Raw genomic sequence first — 16,097 nt, forward strand, 5'->3', positions numbered from 1 at the left:
GTTGTCGGGGTGAAGGCGAATGCGCGGCCGTGCGGCGGCGGGTGACGGTTTCGTTCCCGCACCTGTCGTCGATCGGCGCCACGGGGTAACGTGCGCTTTCGCGGTGAAGTGAAACGACGGGGTGACACGGGTGGTCGGCAGGCAGGGCAGGGTCACGGGGAAGATAGGCCCCGGCCTTGTCGGCGAGGTGATGGTGGCCATCCGCGGGGGTGTCGAGGCGTTCTACGCCTATCCGAGCGTGCCCGACGAGGAGATCGCGGTCGGATCGATCGTCATCGTCGTGGAGTATTCACCGCCGCGCACGGTCTACGTCGCCCGCGCGGTCGTCTGACTCCTCTCCCCCCACTGCGGAGGCACGCATGCCCACGGAGATCGTGGTCCTGGGTGGCGCGATAGTCGTCGCCCTCATCGTCCTCATCCTGGTGTTCAAGGCCGTCTGGCGGGTGGCCGAGCCCAACGAGGCGCTCATCATCTCGGGCCTCGGCGCCCACACGAAGAACGAGCTGGCCGACAGCCTCGGGTTCAAGATCGTTACGGGCAAGGGCACGGCCGTCCTGCCCGGCTTCCAGAACGCCCGCCGGCTGCGGCTCGACAGCCGCGCGGCCAACCTCCAGGTCTCCTGCGTCACCCAGCAGGGCATCCCGGTCCAGGTGCGCGGCGTCGTCATCTACAAGGTGGGCGACGACTTCGCCAGCATCGCCAACGCCGCACGCCGCTTCCTCGACCAGCAGGACTCGATGAACGGCGCGATACACGAGCTGTTCACCGGTCACCTGCGCTCGATCATCGGCAACCTGACGGTCGAGGACCTCATCCTCAACCGCGAGCGGCTGACGAGCGAGACGCGCAGCTCGGCCGCCGACGAGATGAGCAAGCTCGGCCTGGTCGTCGACTCCCTGCAGATCCAGGAGATCGACGACGAGACCGGCTACATCACCAACCTGGGCAAGCCGCACGCGGCGAAGATCGCGGCGTCCGCCCGCATCGCCGAGGCGCAGCGCGACCAGGAGGCGACCGAGGCCGAGCAGGTGGCCGCCGCGAACAAGGCCGCGGCCTGGCGCGACGCCCAGATCAAGCAGGCCTCCTACCAGGCCGAGATCGACGAGGCGCAGGCGCGGTCCCGGCAGGCCGGCCCGCTGTCGGAGGCGTCCGCGCGCCAGGAGGTCGTCGTCCAGGAGACCCGGGCGGCCGAACTGGAGGCCCAGCTGGCCGAGCAGCGGCTGCAGTCGCAGGTCCGCAAGCCTGCCGACGCCAAGGCGTACGAGACCGTCACGCTCTCGCAGGCCGAGCGCGACGCCCGCATCGCGCAGGCCGAGGCCGAGGCGCGGGAGACCGAGCTGCGGGCCGTGGCGCAGGCGTCCCAGGTGAAGCAGGCCGCGGCGGCGGACGCCGAGTCGGTCCGCGTGCGCGGTGAGGCGGCGGCCGCGGCGACCAGGGCGACCGGTCTCGCCGAGGCGGAGGCGTCCCAGGCCCGGGGTCTCGCCGAGGCGGAGGCGGCCAAGGCGCGCGGCCTGGCGGAGGCCGAGGCGATCCGGGCGCGTTCGCAGGCGCTGGCGGAGAACCAGGAGGCGGTCATCGCCCAGCAGCTCGCGGAGAACTGGCCGCAGATCGTGGAGGCGGGCGCGAAGGCGTTCGGCAACGTGGACCACATGGTCGTGCTGAACGGCGCCCAGGGCGTCGAGGAGATGCTCGCCAAGGCCCTCACGCTGGGCGGCGCCGGCCTCGGCCTGGCCCGCTCCCTGCTGTCGGGCGGCGCCGCCGGCAACGGCGCCCCGGCGAGCGTCAACGGCGCCGAGCCGAAGTCCCTCAGCGAGTCCTGACGCGCCGTCCCGGGCGCGCACATCGCGACGCCGTACGGGCGAGGGCGGCGCTCGTTGCTCCGGCCGCGAGCGGGGCGGCGACGACGGCGGCGCCGTCCCCCGCACATCGGCATCCGGGACGCGCGCCCCGCTGTCAGCCGTCCTGACCGGCCGTCCCGCCGGAGAAGAGCCGGCGGAGGCGGCCGGGCGGGTGCCCGAGCTCCGCGCGCACGGTCCGGGTGAGGTGCGCCTGGTCGGCGAAGCCGAGAGCGGCGGCGAGGGCGGCGAGGTCGCCCTCGCCCTGCTCGATGCGGGCGAGGGCGCGGCTCACCCGGACGCGGTTGCGGTAGCGGCTGACCGTCATGCCGACGTGCCGACGGAAGGTCCGGCTCAGGTGGGACGGCGACACCCCGAGCGCCTCCGCCAGCCGCACCAGGTCGGCCGCGTCGGGGTCGTCCTCCAGGATGGCCTCGCGGGCCCGGTCGGCCAGGTCGCCGCGGGCGGAGCCCGGTTCGCCCGGCGGGCGGACGGCCGCCGCGAGCGCGTGCACCAGCCGTTCGGCCGGGTCCGCGGCGTCCTCCCCGGTCCGCAGGAGCAGCCGGTGGGCGAGCTCCACGCGGCCGTCCACGGCGACCGAGGGGCCCGGCGCGTCGTCCGCGACCACGGCCTGCCAGAGCGAGGGGCGCACCTGGATGAACGTGCACACGTCCCCTCCGGAGGGGTGCGCGAACGCGTACTCGCGTCCCGGCGCCTGCACATAGCCCGTGGTGGGATCGGCCACCACGCGGTGACCGTCGCTGCGCACCCGGAACATCCCCCGGTGCACGAGCACGATGCCGTTCGTCGCGCCCTCCTCGGGCGCCGACCAGGCGTGATGCCGGGCCGTGCAGGAGACCACCCGGACGGAGAAGTCCGGCGTCTCCACGACCGCCCTCCAGGTGCGCACCGATCCACTCTACGGGCAAGAATCTTCAAGACCCGGGCGTGCGGCACGGCGGAGCCTGGTGTCCATGACGATCTCGACGACCCGGCCGGGCACGGTCCTCACCGTGCTGCTGGCCGGGCAGACGATGGCATCGATGGACGGCTCGATCGTCACGGTGGCGCTGCCGTCGATACGGCGCGACCTGCAGGCGGGCGCGCCCGTCCTGCAACTGGTCCCCTCGGCGTACCTGCTGACGCTCGGGGTCCTGGTCGTGACCGGCGCCCGCCTGGGCGATCTGCTCGGCCATCGGCGGGCGTTCCTCTGGGGGCTGGCGGCGTTCACCGCGTCGTCCCTGCTGTGCGGGGTGGCGCCGGCCGCGCCGGTGCTGGTGGCGGCCCGCGTCGCGCAGGCGGCCGGCGCGGCGCTGATGATGCCGCAGGTCTTCTCGCTGATCCAGCTCCGCTTCGACGGGGCGGCCCGCAAGCGGGCCATCGGCCTCTACTCGACGGTGCTCGCCCTGGGCGTCGCCCTCGGCCAGCTGGCCGGCGGCGTGCTGGTCGCCGCCGACCTGTTCGGGCTGGGCTGGCGACCGATCTTCCTGGTCAACGTTCCGGTGGGCGCCGTCCTGGTGGCCGTGGGCCCGCGCGTCCTGCCCGAGGGACGGCGCGTGGCGCGGCGGCTCGACCTCGGCGGCGTCGCGCTGCTCACCGCGGCCATGGCCGCCCTGGTCGTCCCGCTGATCTTCGGCGGGCGGCACGGCTGGCCGTTGTGGGCCTGGGCCTCGCTGTGCGGCGGCCCGGTGCTGCTGGCGTTGTTCGCCGGGTACGAGGGCCGGGTCGCCCGCGCCGGAGGCGTGCCGCTGCTCGACCTCGCCGTGCTGCGGCCCCCCGGCGTGCGGCCCGCACTGCTCACGTGCTGTGCGGTGATGGGCTGCTACACCGCGTTCCTGTTCACGCTGACCCTGCACCTCCAGGGCGACCTCGGCTTCGGCGCCCTCGCCGCCGGGCTCGCCTTCCTGCCGTACACGGCCGGCTTCGGGGCGCTGAGCCTGACGTGGGCGCGGCTGCCCGAACGGGCGCAGTCGGCCCTCCCGGTCGCGGGGCCCGCCGTCTTCGCCGGAGTCGTCCTGGTCGTGGCCGGGTTCGCGGAGGCCCTCCCCGGAGCCGGGTGGCCGGCGGGGCTCGGCACGCCCCTGCTGTTCCTGGCGGGCGCCGGGCACGCCGCGGGCTACAGCCCCCTGATGGCGCAGGTGGCCGCCGTCGTGGGCCCGGACCGGGCCTCGGCGCTGTCGGCGCTGAACTCGACCGGCCCCGTCCTGGCCTCGGTCGGCGCGGTCGCCGGGCTCGGCGGGCTCTACCTGGCCGCCGGCGCCGGGCCGGCGCTGGCCGTCGTCGCCGCCCTGCTCGCGGCCGGGGCGCTGAGCGCCGCCGTCGCCCGTACGGCGTTGCGCCGCCGCGCTCCCATCGAGGAACACGCCGCCGTCGGATGACCGCGCGGCTCAGTCGAAGGACAGTTCCCTCGTACGGCGAGGCATGAGCAGCAGCGCGCCGACGCTGAGCACGGCGACCACCACGAGGACCAGGAAGACGTTGTGCACCGCGTCGTACAGGGCCGAGCGGACGAACGCGGCCACGGCCGGCTGGGCCGGCGCCTGCCCGTTCAGCACGGTGTCGGTGGCGTCGAGGCTGGCGGGCAGGTGCCCGGCCACCCCGGCGGGCGGCCGGGAGAAGCGGTCGGACAGCGTGGCGTTGGACACGGCTCCGAGGATCGCCGCGCCGAGGGCGCTGCCGATCGAGCGGCAGAACATGTTGGTCCCCGTGACGACGCCCCGGCGCTCCCAGCCCACGACGGACTGCACGGCCACCATGGTCGGGCTCGCCGACAGGCCGAGGCCGACGCCGACGACGAAGCAGGCCGCGGCCACCTCCCACAGCTCGGAGCCGCGGCCGAGCAGGACGCACAGCACGGTGCCCACCACGACCACGACCGTGCCGATCAGCGCGGTGTCGCGGAAGCCGAGGCGCATGTAGACCCGTCCCGACAGGGCGGCCGCGATCGGCCAGCCGAGCGTGAGCGCCGCCAGGGCGAACCCGGCGACCAGCGCGCCCGTGCCGAGCACCCCCTGGGCGTACGTCGGGACGTAGGAGGTGAAGCCGATGAGCAGGGCGCCGACGCCGAGCCCGACGAGGTTGCCGCCGGTCAGCGTGCGGCGGCTGAACACCCACAGCGGGAGGACGGGCTCGGCCGCCCGGCGCTCCACGAGCACGAAGGCGGCCACCAGCACGGCGCCCGCCCCGAAGATGAGGAGGCTGACGGGGGACGCCCACTCCCAGGCCACCCCGCCCTCCAGGAGGCCGAGGATGAGCAGCGACGACCCGGCGGTGAGGAGGGCGGCGCCGAGGTAGTCGATGGTGTGCGAGCCGCCGGCCACCTTCTCCTTGAACCGGCGCGCCAGCGTCCACGCCGCCAGCGCGCCCAGCGGCAGGTTGACGAAGAAGATCCAGCGCCAGGAGACGTACTCGGAGAACAGGCCGCCCAGGGTCGGGCCGACGACCGAGGAGATGCCCCATACGCTCGCGATGTAGCCCTGGACGCGGGCCCGCTCCTCGACCGAGTAGAGGTCGCCGACCATCGTGATGCTCATCGGCTGCACGGCCCCCGCGCCGATGCCCTGGAGCGCCCGGAAGCCGATCAGCGCGCCCATGCTCCAGGCGCCGCCGCACAGCGCGGAGCCGAGGAGGAACACGGCGATGCCGACGAACATGACCGGCTTGCGGCCGAAGACGTCGGCGAGCTTGCCGTAGATGGGCACGGTGACCGCCTGCGTGAGCAGGTAGATGGAGAACAGCCACGGGAACTGCGAGAAGCCCCCGAGGTCCCCGACGACGGACGGGACGGCCGTCGCGATGATCGTGCTGTCCAGCGCGACCAGCCCGGTGCAGAGCATGATGGCGGCGAGCACCGGACCGCGTTCCGACCTGAGACCCACTCCCGTCCGCGTCGTTGCCGTGGTCACGCCCTACCCCCGTACGTCCGGTCACGCATCCGATCGGACCGCGGGCGGCGGTCCCAGCAGTTCGCAACCGGCACGCCATCCCGATAATTCCGATATCTCCCATTGGGAGGTTATCGGTCAGATGAGGACGTGCGCCTCCGGGTTTCCGGCGAAGCAGAACTGGGCGTTGCGGGTGAGCTTGTAGTCGGCGGCCTGCCAGGTGTGGGCGGTCGCGTCGGAGCCGCGCATGTAGACGAAGTTGAAGCGGTCGGCCGAGTAGATCCGCACGCCCTCCTCCTTGCAGCGCCGCACCAGCCGGGTGTCCTCGCCCGCGTTGACCGCCTCGAACGGCATCGAGCGCAGCAGGTCGGCCCGGGCGACGATGGTGGCGCCCTGGATGAGGTGGGCGTACCGGTGCTCCAGGCCGGGCAGGCGGAAGACCGTGACGTCCTGGTCGGGGAAGTAGGTGTAGTGGGCGCCCTTGCCGACCATCTCGGCGTCGGCGTAGTCGAACGCCCGGATCAGGTCCGACAGGTAGTGCTCGCCGTACAGGTTGTCGTCGTCCATCTTGGAGATGAGCTCGCCGTCGGCGTGCGCGATGCCGTGGTTGAGCACCTCGCCGAGCGTCCACGAGGGGTCGGCGGTCAGCACCTTGACGGCCGGGATGCCCGCGGCCAGAGCCTTGTCCCTGACGACGCCCGGGTCCTCCGACAGGCCGTGCAGCACCAGCACGAGCTCCAGGTTGCGGTGCCGCTGGCGGGCCACCTGGCTGATCGCGTGCTCCAGCTGGCCGGCCCGGTTGGTGGGCAGCACCACAGAGACGGACGGCGTGCGCGAGGCCGCCGGGCGCCCGAGGTCGGCGAGGATCTGGTCCACCCGGTGCGAGAACAGGTGCCTGTCGAACACCTCCCGCATCGCGAGGTGGGCCTGACGGGCCCGCAGCTCGGGGCTGTTGATGAGGTACAGCGCCCGGTTGTAGGCCTCCTCCTGCGAGTGGGCCACCGGGATGAGCGGGCCGAACGTCTCCTCGATGGCCCGCGACCAGCCCGACAGCACGGTGGTCGAGCAGGCCGACAGCTCGAACACCCGCCGGGCGCACATGGTCGGGGAGTCGATGACCGAGTTGACGTTCAGGAAGACCTTGTACATCTTGTACGCGGCCAGCATCTGCTCGTACGGCAGCTCGCCCACGATGTGGGGGCGGTACTCCTCGGGCCAGGCGTACTTGTCGTCCACCGTGCCGTTGCGGGCGAAGATGTGCAGGCCCAGCTCGCGCGTGGGCGCGAGGACCGTCTCCATCTGCTCGCGCCGCTCGGGGTGCTTGTCCCGGAAGTACATGCCCGCGAAGACGATGTCGTACGGCCGGCCCTGCTTGGTCTGGATCGGGTTGTGGATCCGGGGCTGGGCCGCGAACTGCAGCACGCCGACACGGTCGTGTCCCAGGACTTCACGATATTTCGGGATCATGTCGCCGTCGCACGTGTACACGTAGTCGAACAGCTTGGCCGTGTCGATGAAGAAGTCGAAGTTGGGCGGGTCCTCTTTGTTCCAGAAGACCGTGGGGATGCCCTCCTCGTTGCACCAGGCGATGAGGTCGCGGAGCTCCTGCTTGGGGGCCTTGGTCCCGGTCATCTGGTAGCGCCAGCGGCCCTGGTTGCCGTGCCAGGCCGACTCGCAGAACAGCATCTCCGGCCGCTTGGCGGCGAAGACCTCGCGCCAGTCGTTCAGGCCGAACTCGATCTGGTCCCACTCGTACCGGAACGCCATCCGGGAGAAGTCGTCCAGGATGACGGCCACCCGCAGGTCGGGCCGGACCACAGGCCCGTCCGGCCACTGCAGCGACGGGATCCTCACCTCGGGGCCCCGGGCCTCGGCCAGCTTGGCGGCCTCGGTCACCGGCAGGGGCGGCTTGGGGCTCTTGCGCTCCTTCATCGCCTTGCCGAGGTCGCGCGGCAGCTTGACGATCTTCGCGGGCCGCCCGGCGCCGGTGAGCGCCTGCGCGACCCGGTACGGCCGCTGCGTCTGGGTGGCCTTGAGCTTCCAGACGGCGTAGTCGGCCCGGGCCTCCTCGATCGCGAGCTTCTTCTCCAGCTCGCGGATCCGCTGCTCGTAGCGCTCGACGAGCTTGCGCTCCTCGGGCAGCCAGTTCGCCGGGCCCAGGCGCTGGAAGCGCGGGCCGTCCGGAGTCTCGGGCGTCTCGTCTGTCTCAGCCATGCCTCTCCCCCTTACGGAAGAGACATCGTACGGGGGGCACCGCCACCTTTGTGCCGTTTTACCCGCTTCACCGTCGGGGCGCTCACTCGCCTCGTCTTCCCTCGTCATTCGGAAGCTCGTCCCTCGCTTCCTCACTCCTCAGTCCAGACAAGGCCGCGCCCCTCCGGCTCGCTCGGACCGGTTCCCGGGCTAACTGACCCGGCCGCGGGACGCGGGCGAGAGGTTCTCGTCCCGCAGCCACGCCTCGATGACGCGGGCGATCCTCGGGCCCGCCGCGCCGTCCCACAGCGGCGGCAGGTCGCCGCTCGGCGTCGCGGCGCCGTCGGCCAGCGCCTTGGACGCGGCAGCCGGCAGCGAGGCCGGGGTCACGAGGCGGTTGGTCCCGTGGGTCACCGTGATGGGCCGCTCGGTGTTCTGCCGCACGGTCAGGCAGGGGACGCCCAGCACGGTCGTCTCCTCCTGCACGCCGCCGGAGTCGGTGACGACCAGCGCCGCGCCTCGCACCAGCGACAGGAAGTCCACGTACCCGAGCGGGTCGACGATCTGCAGGTTCTCCCGGTCCACCAGCCCGGCGTCGGCGAGCCGCTGCCGCCCGCGCGGGTGCAGCGGGACGACCACCGGCACCTGGTCGGCCACGCCGAGCACCGCCTCCACCAGCTCGCGCGCCGCCTCGGGGTCGTCCACGTTGGCCGGCCGGTGCAGGGTGGCCACCGCGTACCTGCCGGGGACCCCCAGCCGCTCCCGCACCGGCGCGGGGTCGAGCTTCGGCAGCGCGGCGAACAGGCTGTCGATCATCGGGTTGCCCACGAGATGGACCCGGGCGGGGTCGACGCCCTCGTTGGCGAGGTGCGACAGCGCCTCCGGCGAGGTGGCGAACAGCATGTCGGCCAGCGCGTCGGTGACGACCCGGTTGACCTCCTCAGGCATCTCCCGGTCGAACGAGCGCAGCCCCGCCTCCACGTGCGCGGTCGGCACGTGGAGCTTCGCGCACACGAGGATGGCCGCCAGCGTGGAGTTCACGTCGCCGTACACGACGACGAGCGCCGGACGGTGCTCCTGCACGACGTCCTCGAGCCCGACGAGCAGCGCCGCGGTCTGCCGGGCGTGGGATCCGGAGCCGACGCCGAGGTTGGCCAGCGGCTCGGGCAGGCCCAGGTCGGCGAAGAACACGTCGGACATCAGCGCGTCGTAGTGCTGGCCGGTGTGGATGATGCCCTGCCGGACTCCGAGCGCGGCCAGCCCGTTCACGACGGGAGCCGCCTTGACGAAGTTGGGCCGGGCGCCCAGCACGTGCAGGACGAGGGGGTTGTCCCTCATTGACCTCGCCTTTCATACGGACCTGGGGCAAACGTTGCCTATGGTACGGTCACGCCGTGGAATCCGAGGCCAACAAGCCCGCAGAGGCCGTGCCCGCGAACGGCGGCCCGGCACCGGCCACCGGGATCGCCGCCGCGTCGGCCAAGGCCGGACTCGGCCGCTTCCTCCGGGGATTCGCGAGGAACCCCGTCCTCGTCTCCCGGATCTTCGTCAGCAAGGTGAAGTCGGATCCGGTGCGGGTGGCCCAGGCGGCCGCCGACGCGATGCCGGCCCGCGTGCGCCCGCTCGTCGGACGGGTCGCCTGGCCCGCGGCGCGGTACGTCAAGGTCACCACCCGCCGGATCATCCGGCGGATGGCCGACGGGCCGCTGGAGGAGGCGAAGGTCCACTTCGAGGCCGGCCGGATGTCGCAGGCCGTCAAGGTGCTGCGGCCCCACCAGCGGTGGCCCTTCATCCGCCGCAGGATCGCCTACTACGAGGGCGAGATGGCCGCCATCGGGGCCGACCCGATCCCGCCGAAGCCCAAGGTCATCATGGGCGAGCGCGTGCAGGGCCGGGTGCTCCACATGGTCACCAACGCCCTGCCGTACACGCAGGCGGGGTACACGGTCCGCACCCATCGGATCGTCACGGCGCAGAAGGCGGCCGGGCTCGACCCCCACGTGGTGACGAGCTGGGGCTGGCCCATGCTGCAGGGCCACACCGACGCCGAGCCGTACGAGGAGATCGACGGCATCCCGTACTACCGTCTGCTGCCGAAGGGCGACGTGCCGTTCGAGAGCCGGGGACGGATGATCCGCGGCGCGGCCGACGTGTCCGAGCTGGTCAGGACCCTCCGTCCGCAGGTGCTGCACGCCGCGACCGACCACAGGAACGGCTCGGTCGCCCTCGCCGTGCGGGAGCGGACGAACACGCCGTTCGTGTACGAGGTGCGCGGCTTCCTCGAGGAGACCTGGACCTCGCGGGACCCCAAGCGCATCGGCAGCGAGCGCCACCTCATGCAGCGTGAGCGCGAGGCCCACATCATGCGCGAGGCCGACGCCGTCGTGACGCTGGCCGAGACCATGGCCGCCGAGATCGTCGAGCGCGGCGTGCCGCGCGAGCGCATCTTCCTCGCCCCCAACGCCGTCGACGACACGCTGCTCACCGCCGACTACGACGGCGCCGCCTTCCGGGAGCGGTACGGCATCGCCCCCGGCGAGATCGTGGTCGGATCGGTGTCGAGCATCGTCGGCTACGAGGGCTTCGCCACGCTGCTCGGCGCGGCCGCCCAGCTCAAGGATGCCAAAACGCCGGTCCGGGTGCTGATCGTGGGTGACGGCGCCGAACGGCCCGCCCTGCTGGAGCAGGTCGAACGGCTGGGGATCGGCGACGTCGCGATCCTGCCGGGGCGCGTGGGGCCCGACGAGGCGCTGCAGGCCCAGGCCGCCCTCGACATCTTCGTCTGCCCGCGTGAGGACCTGCGCGTCTGCCGGCTCGTGACGCCGCTGAAGCCGGTCGAGGCGATGGCGCTCGGCAAGCCGGTCGTCCTGAGCGACCTGCCGGCGCTCTCGGAGCTCGTGGGCGGCGAGGGGGCCGGGCTCCTGGTCCCCGCCGGCGACCCGGCCGCGCTCGCCAAGGCGCTCGCCGCGCTGAGGGACGATCCCGAGCGCCGCAGGACCATGGGCGAGGCGGGCAAGGCGGAGGTCGCCGCCCACCGCACGTGGAGCAGTCTTGCCCGTACCTATCAGGAAATCTACCGGTCCCTGACCTAAGGTCGCCCATACGCACATTGGAGGATCCTGTGCATCAGGCATCCTTGGTGCCGAGTTGAGATAGCCTTTGCCACCATGAAGTGTTGTTTCCGCCCTCAGGTCACGCCGTGACCGCCTTCGATCTCACGATCATCGGGCTGGGGTACGTGGGCATGCCGCTGGCCAAGGAGGCCACGGCGGCAGGTCTGCGGGTGGCTGGTCTGGACGTCGATCCCCGCAAGGTCGAGGCGCTGAACGCCGGTCAGTCGTACATCGACGACCTGACCGACGCCGATCTCGACGCCATGCTGTCCGGCGGCTTCACCGCCACGCTGGACGCCTCCGTGCTGGCTTCGTCGGCCACGATCGTCATCTGCGTGCCGACCCCGCTCGACGAGGACCACCGGCCGGACCTGTCCGCCGTCGAGGGCGCGACCAGAGCCGTCGCCGAGCACATGCGGCCGGGGACGCTGGTCGTGCTGGAGTCCACCACCTGGCCCGGCACGACCGACGAGCTGGTGCGGCCGATCCTTGAGGGGTCGGGCCTGACGGCCGGCGAGGACTTCCACCTCGCGTTCTCGCCGGAGCGGATCGACCCGGGCAACCCCAAGTACGGCCTGCGCAACACGCCGAAGGTCGTGGGCGGATACACAGCCGCCTGCAAGGAGCGGGCGGCGGCCTTCTACGCCCGGTTCGTCGAGCGGGTCGTGCCGGTCAGCGGCACCCGCGAGGCGGAGATGGCGAAGCTGCTGGAGAACACCTACCGGCACGTCAACATCGCCCTCGTCAACGAGATGGCGATCTTCTGCGACGAGCTCGGAGTGAACCTGTGGGAGGCCATCGAGGCGGCCTCCACCAAGCCGTTCGGGTTCCAGAAGTTCCTGCCCGGCCCGGGCGTCGGCGGCCACTGCATCCCGGTCGACCCGTCGTACCTGTCGTACACGGTCCGCAAGCTGGGCTACCCGTTCCGGTTCGTGGAGCTGGCCCAGGAGATCAACGAGCGGATGCCGTCGTACGTCGTGGCCCGCGTGCAGCGGCTTCTCAACCGGGCCCGCAAGCCCGTCAACGGCTCCCGGGTGCTGCTGCTGGGCGTCACGTACAAGCCGGACATCGCCGACGAGCGCGAGACGCCCGCGATCCCGCTCGCCGAGGCCCTGCTGGAACTCGGCGCCGAGCTGTCGTTCTGCGACCCGTACGTCAAGGAGTGGTCGGTCGAGGGCCGGTCGGTCCCCCGTGAGGAGGACCTGGCGGCCGCGGTGGCCGGCGCCGACGTCACTGTGCTGCTCCAGCAACACTCCGCGTTCGACCTGGACGTGGTGGAGGAACGGGCCTCGCTCGTGCTGGACACCCGGGGCGTGCTGGCGACGAGCGATCGCGTCGAGCGGTTGTAGGAAGGGTCCCGCGCGTGCACGTGCTCGTCATGACGGTGGTCCACCACCCGGAGGACGCCCGGATCCTGCACCGGCAGATCCGGGCGCTCGTCGACGCCGGTCATGAGGTCACGTATGCCGCGCCGTACACCGCCCGTGGGGTCGTCCCCCGGTCGTGGGTGACGGGGGTGGACCTGCCGCGAGCCGCCGAACGCCGGCGGTTCGCGGCTGTACGGGCCGCGCGGAGGCTCTTCAAGAGCATGCGCGGCAAGGTGGACCTCGTGCTGGTCCACGACCCCGAGCTGCTGTTCGCGGTGGCGGGGGTGCGCGGGCGCCCGCCCGTGGTGTGGGACGTCCACGAGGACACCCCCGCGACGCTGTCGCTCAAGCCGTGGCTGCCGTCGTTCCTCCGGCCGCCGATGCGGTTCCTCGCCCGGCTGATGGAGGGGACGGCCGAGCGGCACCTGCACCTGCTGCTGGCCGAGGCGGCCTACGCGGGCCGGTTCCGTCAGGCCCACCTGGTCGTGCCGAACGAGACCTGGGTGCCCGACAGCGTCAGCCAGCCCGGCGACGACCGGGTGGTCTACCTCGGCTGGCTGTCGGAGGCCCGCGGCGTCCACGAGGCCGTCGAGGTGGCCCGGCTGCTGCAGCCCCACCGGGTGACCGTCGAGCTCATCGGCTACGCCGACCCACAGAGCCGCCCGCTGCTCAACGAGGCCGTCGCCGACGGCGTGCTGGAGTGGCGGGACTTCATGCCGAACGACGAGGCGCTCAAACGGCTCGACGGGGCGCTCGCGGGACTGTCCCTGCTGCACGACGAGCCCAACTACCGCCACTCGATGCCCACGAAGATCGTGGAGTACATGGCCCACGGCATCCCGGTCATCACCACGCCGTCCCCCCGGGCCGTCGAGCTCGTGGAGCGTTACCAGTGCGGCATCGTGGTGCCCTGGAACGACCCGAAGGCGGTCGCCGAGGCCGTCCTGCGGCTCAGGGACAACGCCTTCGAGCGGCGCGGCACCGGCGGCCGTGGCTACGCCGCGGCGCGCGCCAACCACCACTGGCCGAACTCGGCCCGCCGCTTCGTCTCCCAGCTCGAGTCCTGGGCGGGCGTCAAGAGCTGAACTCCAGCTGAACACGCCGGTTTTATGCGGTATGTCCATGAACGACGGGCGGTAGTGTCCTGAACGTGCGCTGGCTCACTCTGATCCTCGGTGTGGCGATCCTCGCGGGCGTCGCATCGGTGGTGATCGTCCTGCGTGACGGGACGCCCCGGTCCGGAACGGTCAACGCGGGAATGACGTCGCCGGCCACACCTCCCAGCGCGCGCCCCTCGAAGAGCGCGTTCACCGACCCCTGTGGCACGTTCGACACGGTCGCGACCACGCCGTACGCGGTGAGCGGCTACTGGCTCATCCCCACGGCCGACCCCTGCACCTGGCGCACCCAGCTCGAGGCCATCCACCGGCTCGGCGGCGACACGGTCGTGCGGCTCGGCTTCGGCCTGTCGCCCCGCCAGGTGGACGACGAGGGCCGGGTCCTGGAGAAGATCGACGACAAGGACCCGCAGAAGGACCTCAAGCCCGACGGCCGGTTCGAGGTCTGCCAGGAGAACGGCCTCACGTGCGTCCAGGCGGCCGAGAAGGACCTCAAGGCCGCGAACCCCGGCAACCGCATCACCTGGACGTACACGTACCGCACGGACGAGCAGTACGGCCCGGGCATCTTCCGCTGCCCGCAGATGGAGCACAAGATCGTCGTGGGTGACGACGTCTTCTACCGGCTCGTCGCCCCCGACGACGGCTCGGACGACCCCACCTGCGACTTCTCCTCCAAGGCCCGCGGCTACCACCTGATCCTGGTGTCCGCGGGGACGCAGGACAGCCTCAGCCAGCTTCTCGACCTGGGCGACCGGTTCGGCATCAAGGTCTTCCCCGCGCTGCCGCTCGCGCCCCGCGACCCGACCGAGCCCACCCGCGCCGACCCCCGGCACATCGGCACGCTCACCACGCTGACCCGCCGCATCGTGCAGGACTACGGCGACCGCTTCCAGGGCCGGCAGTCGCTCGGCGGCGTCTACCAGCCGTTCGAGCTGCAGCTCCGGGACTGGCCCGACCCGAGCAAGGTGCAGACGCTCCAGGTGTACGCCGAGCAGCACCGCATCGTGGAGCAGGAGCTCCCGGGCAAGCCCATCCTCGTCAGCCCGTACATCGACAGCCGCCGGCGGCTCAAGTACACCTCGACGCCCGCCCAGGTGGCCCGCGGGTTCAAGGCGCTGGCCGAGACCGGCGTGGGCATCATCGCCCCCCAGGACGGCCGGGGCACCGGCAAGGTGGGGCTGTACTGGCCCAACCTGAAGAACGAGCCGGTGGACGACCGGCTCAAGCCCGTCGTGGGCGAGAGCACGTACGCCACGGCCTATTACGGCTCCACCCGCGACTACTACCGCGCCATGTCCCAGGCGCGGGAGGAACTGTCCCAGGAGAGCGTCCAGGTGGAGCTGTGGGCCAACGTGGAGGCCTTCGAGCCGTCCGCGACGGACACGTGCGGCCGCCAGGGCACACGCGGCCGTACGGACAAGGGACGGCTCGACACGCAGGTGGCGCTCGCCGCGCCGTACGTCTCGAAGATCATCTCCTACATGTGGAGCGACTTCTTCACCTGCGGCTCCCCGTCGCTCTCGGAGGAGATCGCGGCCGACTGGAACCGGCCCATCGCGGCGGAGGCGCAGCGGGTGAAGCGCCAGATCCAGGACGGCCTGGAGGTGCGCGGCTACCACCTGGGCGACGCCAAGGTCACGCTGAGCTGGCAGGGGCTGGACACCCCCCGGGTGGTCGACTCGGCCACGGTCGGCTGGCACGACCCCGCTCCGATCCCCGGGCTGCCCGCCGGCACCGAGCGCATCTGGATCCCGGTGGACTGGACGACCGTGCCCGCCGGCGTCTGGGTGCGGGTGGACGTCACCTCCCCCGACGGCCGCAGGTCGGCGGAGCCCATCTACTTCCACAACAGCGTGTAGCGTGCCTAGCGTGATCCCGCGCATACCCGTCAGCGTGGATCTGGTCGTGCTCACCGTCAGGTCCCAGCAGCTCAGCGCGCTGGTGTGGCGCCGCGACCGGCCCCCGTACGAGGGCCGGTGGGCGCTGTCCGGCGGGTTCATCAAGCTGGAGGAGGACCTGCCCGCCGCCGCCGCCCGCGTGCTGGCGGAACGAGCCGGCCTCCCGGGGGCGCCGGTGCACCTCGAACAACTGCAGACGTACGGCTACCCCGACCGCGACCCCCGCCAGCGGGTGGTCAGCGTGGCCTACCTCGGGCTCGCCCCCGACCTGCCGGCGTCCACCGAGGCGCACATGAGCTGGCAGCCGGTCGCGGAGCTGACCGAGATGGCCTTCGACCACCGGCGCATCATGCTGGACGGCGTCGAGCGGGCGCGGGCCAAGCTGGAGTACACCTCCCTGGGCGCCGCCTTCTGCCCGCCCGAGTTCACGGTGGCGGAGCTGCGGCGGGTCTACGAGATCGTGTGGGGTCGTCCGCTCGACCCGCGCAACTTCCACCGCAAGGTCACCAAGACCGAGGGGTTCCTCGTGCAGACGGGCCGGACGACCACCCGGGACGGCGGCCGGCCGGCCATGCTCCACCGCCGCGGGCCCGCCGTGCTCCTCCACCCGCCGATGCTCCGGATTTAGTTCGTCCCCGACGATCTGTACGGATATATTCCGGCATATGCTCGCAGCGGCCACACGC

The 16,097-nt window shown here is 72.2% G+C and carries 12 protein-coding genes; 8 read left to right on the top strand and 4 right to left on the bottom strand.

The window, feature by feature from the left end:
- Window positions 1-121 precede the first annotated feature (121 nt).
- Both MPTA5024_RS17375 and MPTA5024_RS17380 read left to right on the top strand, forming a co-directional pair.
- A complete protein-coding gene (locus MPTA5024_RS17375) occupies window positions 122-331 on the top strand; it encodes a hypothetical protein (protein WP_232326509.1) in 210 nt (69 codons plus the stop codon).
- Between the two features lie 28 nt (window positions 332-359).
- Window positions 360-1,820: a flotillin family protein gene (locus tag MPTA5024_RS17380; RefSeq protein WP_036325120.1), complete on the top strand. Its 1,461-nt coding sequence runs from the start codon at window positions 360-362 to the stop codon at window positions 1,818-1,820.
- Between the two features lie 133 nt (window positions 1,821-1,953).
- On the opposite strand, the gene MPTA5024_RS17385 is transcribed toward MPTA5024_RS17380, so the two are convergent.
- Window positions 1,954-2,745: a helix-turn-helix domain-containing protein gene (locus MPTA5024_RS17385; protein WP_036325121.1), complete on the bottom strand. Its 792-nt coding sequence runs from the start codon at window positions 2,743-2,745 to the stop codon at window positions 1,954-1,956.
- A gap of 64 nt (window positions 2,746-2,809) precedes the next feature.
- On the opposite strand from MPTA5024_RS17385, the gene MPTA5024_RS17390 reads away from it, so the two are divergent.
- Window positions 2,810-4,213, top strand: a complete 1,404-nt coding sequence (locus MPTA5024_RS17390) for an MFS transporter (RefSeq protein WP_036326561.1) — start codon at window positions 2,810-2,812, stop codon at window positions 4,211-4,213.
- 9 nt (window positions 4,214-4,222) lie between these two features.
- Here the strand turns inward: MPTA5024_RS17390 and MPTA5024_RS17395 are convergent, their stop codons facing one another.
- From MPTA5024_RS17395 to wecB, 3 genes are all read right to left on the bottom strand, one after another.
- Window positions 4,223-5,740, bottom strand: coding sequence for an MDR family MFS transporter (locus tag MPTA5024_RS17395; RefSeq protein ID WP_036325122.1), 1,518 nt, complete (start codon window positions 5,738-5,740; stop codon window positions 4,223-4,225).
- Window positions 5,741-5,857: 117 nt separating this feature from the next.
- Window positions 5,858-7,933, bottom strand: a complete 2,076-nt coding sequence (locus tag MPTA5024_RS17400) for a glycosyltransferase family protein (RefSeq protein WP_036325123.1) — start codon at window positions 7,931-7,933, stop codon at window positions 5,858-5,860.
- Window positions 7,934-8,122: 189 nt separating this feature from the next.
- Window positions 8,123-9,250: a non-hydrolyzing UDP-N-acetylglucosamine 2-epimerase gene (gene wecB, locus MPTA5024_RS17405; protein ID WP_036325124.1), complete on the bottom strand. Its 1,128-nt coding sequence runs from the start codon at window positions 9,248-9,250 to the stop codon at window positions 8,123-8,125.
- Window positions 9,251-9,306: 56 nt separating this feature from the next.
- Between wecB and MPTA5024_RS17410 the strand changes: the two genes are divergently transcribed.
- The 5 genes from MPTA5024_RS17410 to MPTA5024_RS17430 all read left to right on the top strand — a co-directional run bounded on the left by MPTA5024_RS17410 (window position 9,307) and on the right by MPTA5024_RS17430 (window position 16,039).
- Window positions 9,307-11,004, top strand: a complete 1,698-nt coding sequence (locus MPTA5024_RS17410; RefSeq protein WP_232326510.1) for a glycosyltransferase family 4 protein — start codon at window positions 9,307-9,309, stop codon at window positions 11,002-11,004.
- A 107-nt stretch (window positions 11,005-11,111) separates the two neighbouring features.
- Window positions 11,112-12,374, top strand: a complete 1,263-nt coding sequence (locus tag MPTA5024_RS17415) for a nucleotide sugar dehydrogenase (protein WP_036325125.1) — start codon at window positions 11,112-11,114, stop codon at window positions 12,372-12,374.
- 14 nt (window positions 12,375-12,388) lie between these two features.
- Window positions 12,389-13,477: a glycosyltransferase gene (locus tag MPTA5024_RS17420; RefSeq protein WP_036325126.1), complete on the top strand. Its 1,089-nt coding sequence runs from the start codon at window positions 12,389-12,391 to the stop codon at window positions 13,475-13,477.
- A 65-nt stretch (window positions 13,478-13,542) separates the two neighbouring features.
- Window positions 13,543-15,372, top strand: coding sequence for a DUF4434 domain-containing protein (locus tag MPTA5024_RS17425; RefSeq protein ID WP_036325127.1), 1,830 nt, complete (start codon window positions 13,543-13,545; stop codon window positions 15,370-15,372).
- A 10-nt stretch (window positions 15,373-15,382) separates the two neighbouring features.
- On the top strand, window positions 15,383-16,039 hold the full coding sequence (locus tag MPTA5024_RS17430; RefSeq protein WP_036325128.1) for an NUDIX hydrolase: 657 nt from the start codon (window positions 15,383-15,385) through the stop codon (window positions 16,037-16,039).
- The last annotated feature ends 58 nt before the right edge of the window (window positions 16,040-16,097 follow it).

The sequence above is a fragment of the Microbispora sp. ATCC PTA-5024 genome (assembly GCF_000511135.2).
GTDB lineage: Bacteria > Actinomycetota > Actinomycetes > Streptosporangiales > Streptosporangiaceae > Microbispora > Microbispora corallina.

Bases quoted from the DNA above. Each gene is read 5' to 3' on its own strand.
- MPTA5024_RS17380 (WP_036325120.1), top strand. From the start codon at position 360: ATGCCCACGGAGATCGTGGTCCTGGGTGGCGCGATAGTCGTCGCCCTC.
- MPTA5024_RS17390 (WP_036326561.1), top strand. From the start codon at position 2,810: ATGACGATCTCGACGACCCGGCCGGGCACGGTCCTCACCGTGCTGCTG.
- MPTA5024_RS17400 (WP_036325123.1), bottom strand. From the start codon at position 7,933: ATGGCTGAGACAGACGAGACGCCCGAGACTCCGGACGGCCCGCGCTTC.
- wecB (WP_036325124.1), bottom strand. From the start codon at position 9,250: ATGAGGGACAACCCCCTCGTCCTGCACGTGCTGGGCGCCCGGCCCAAC.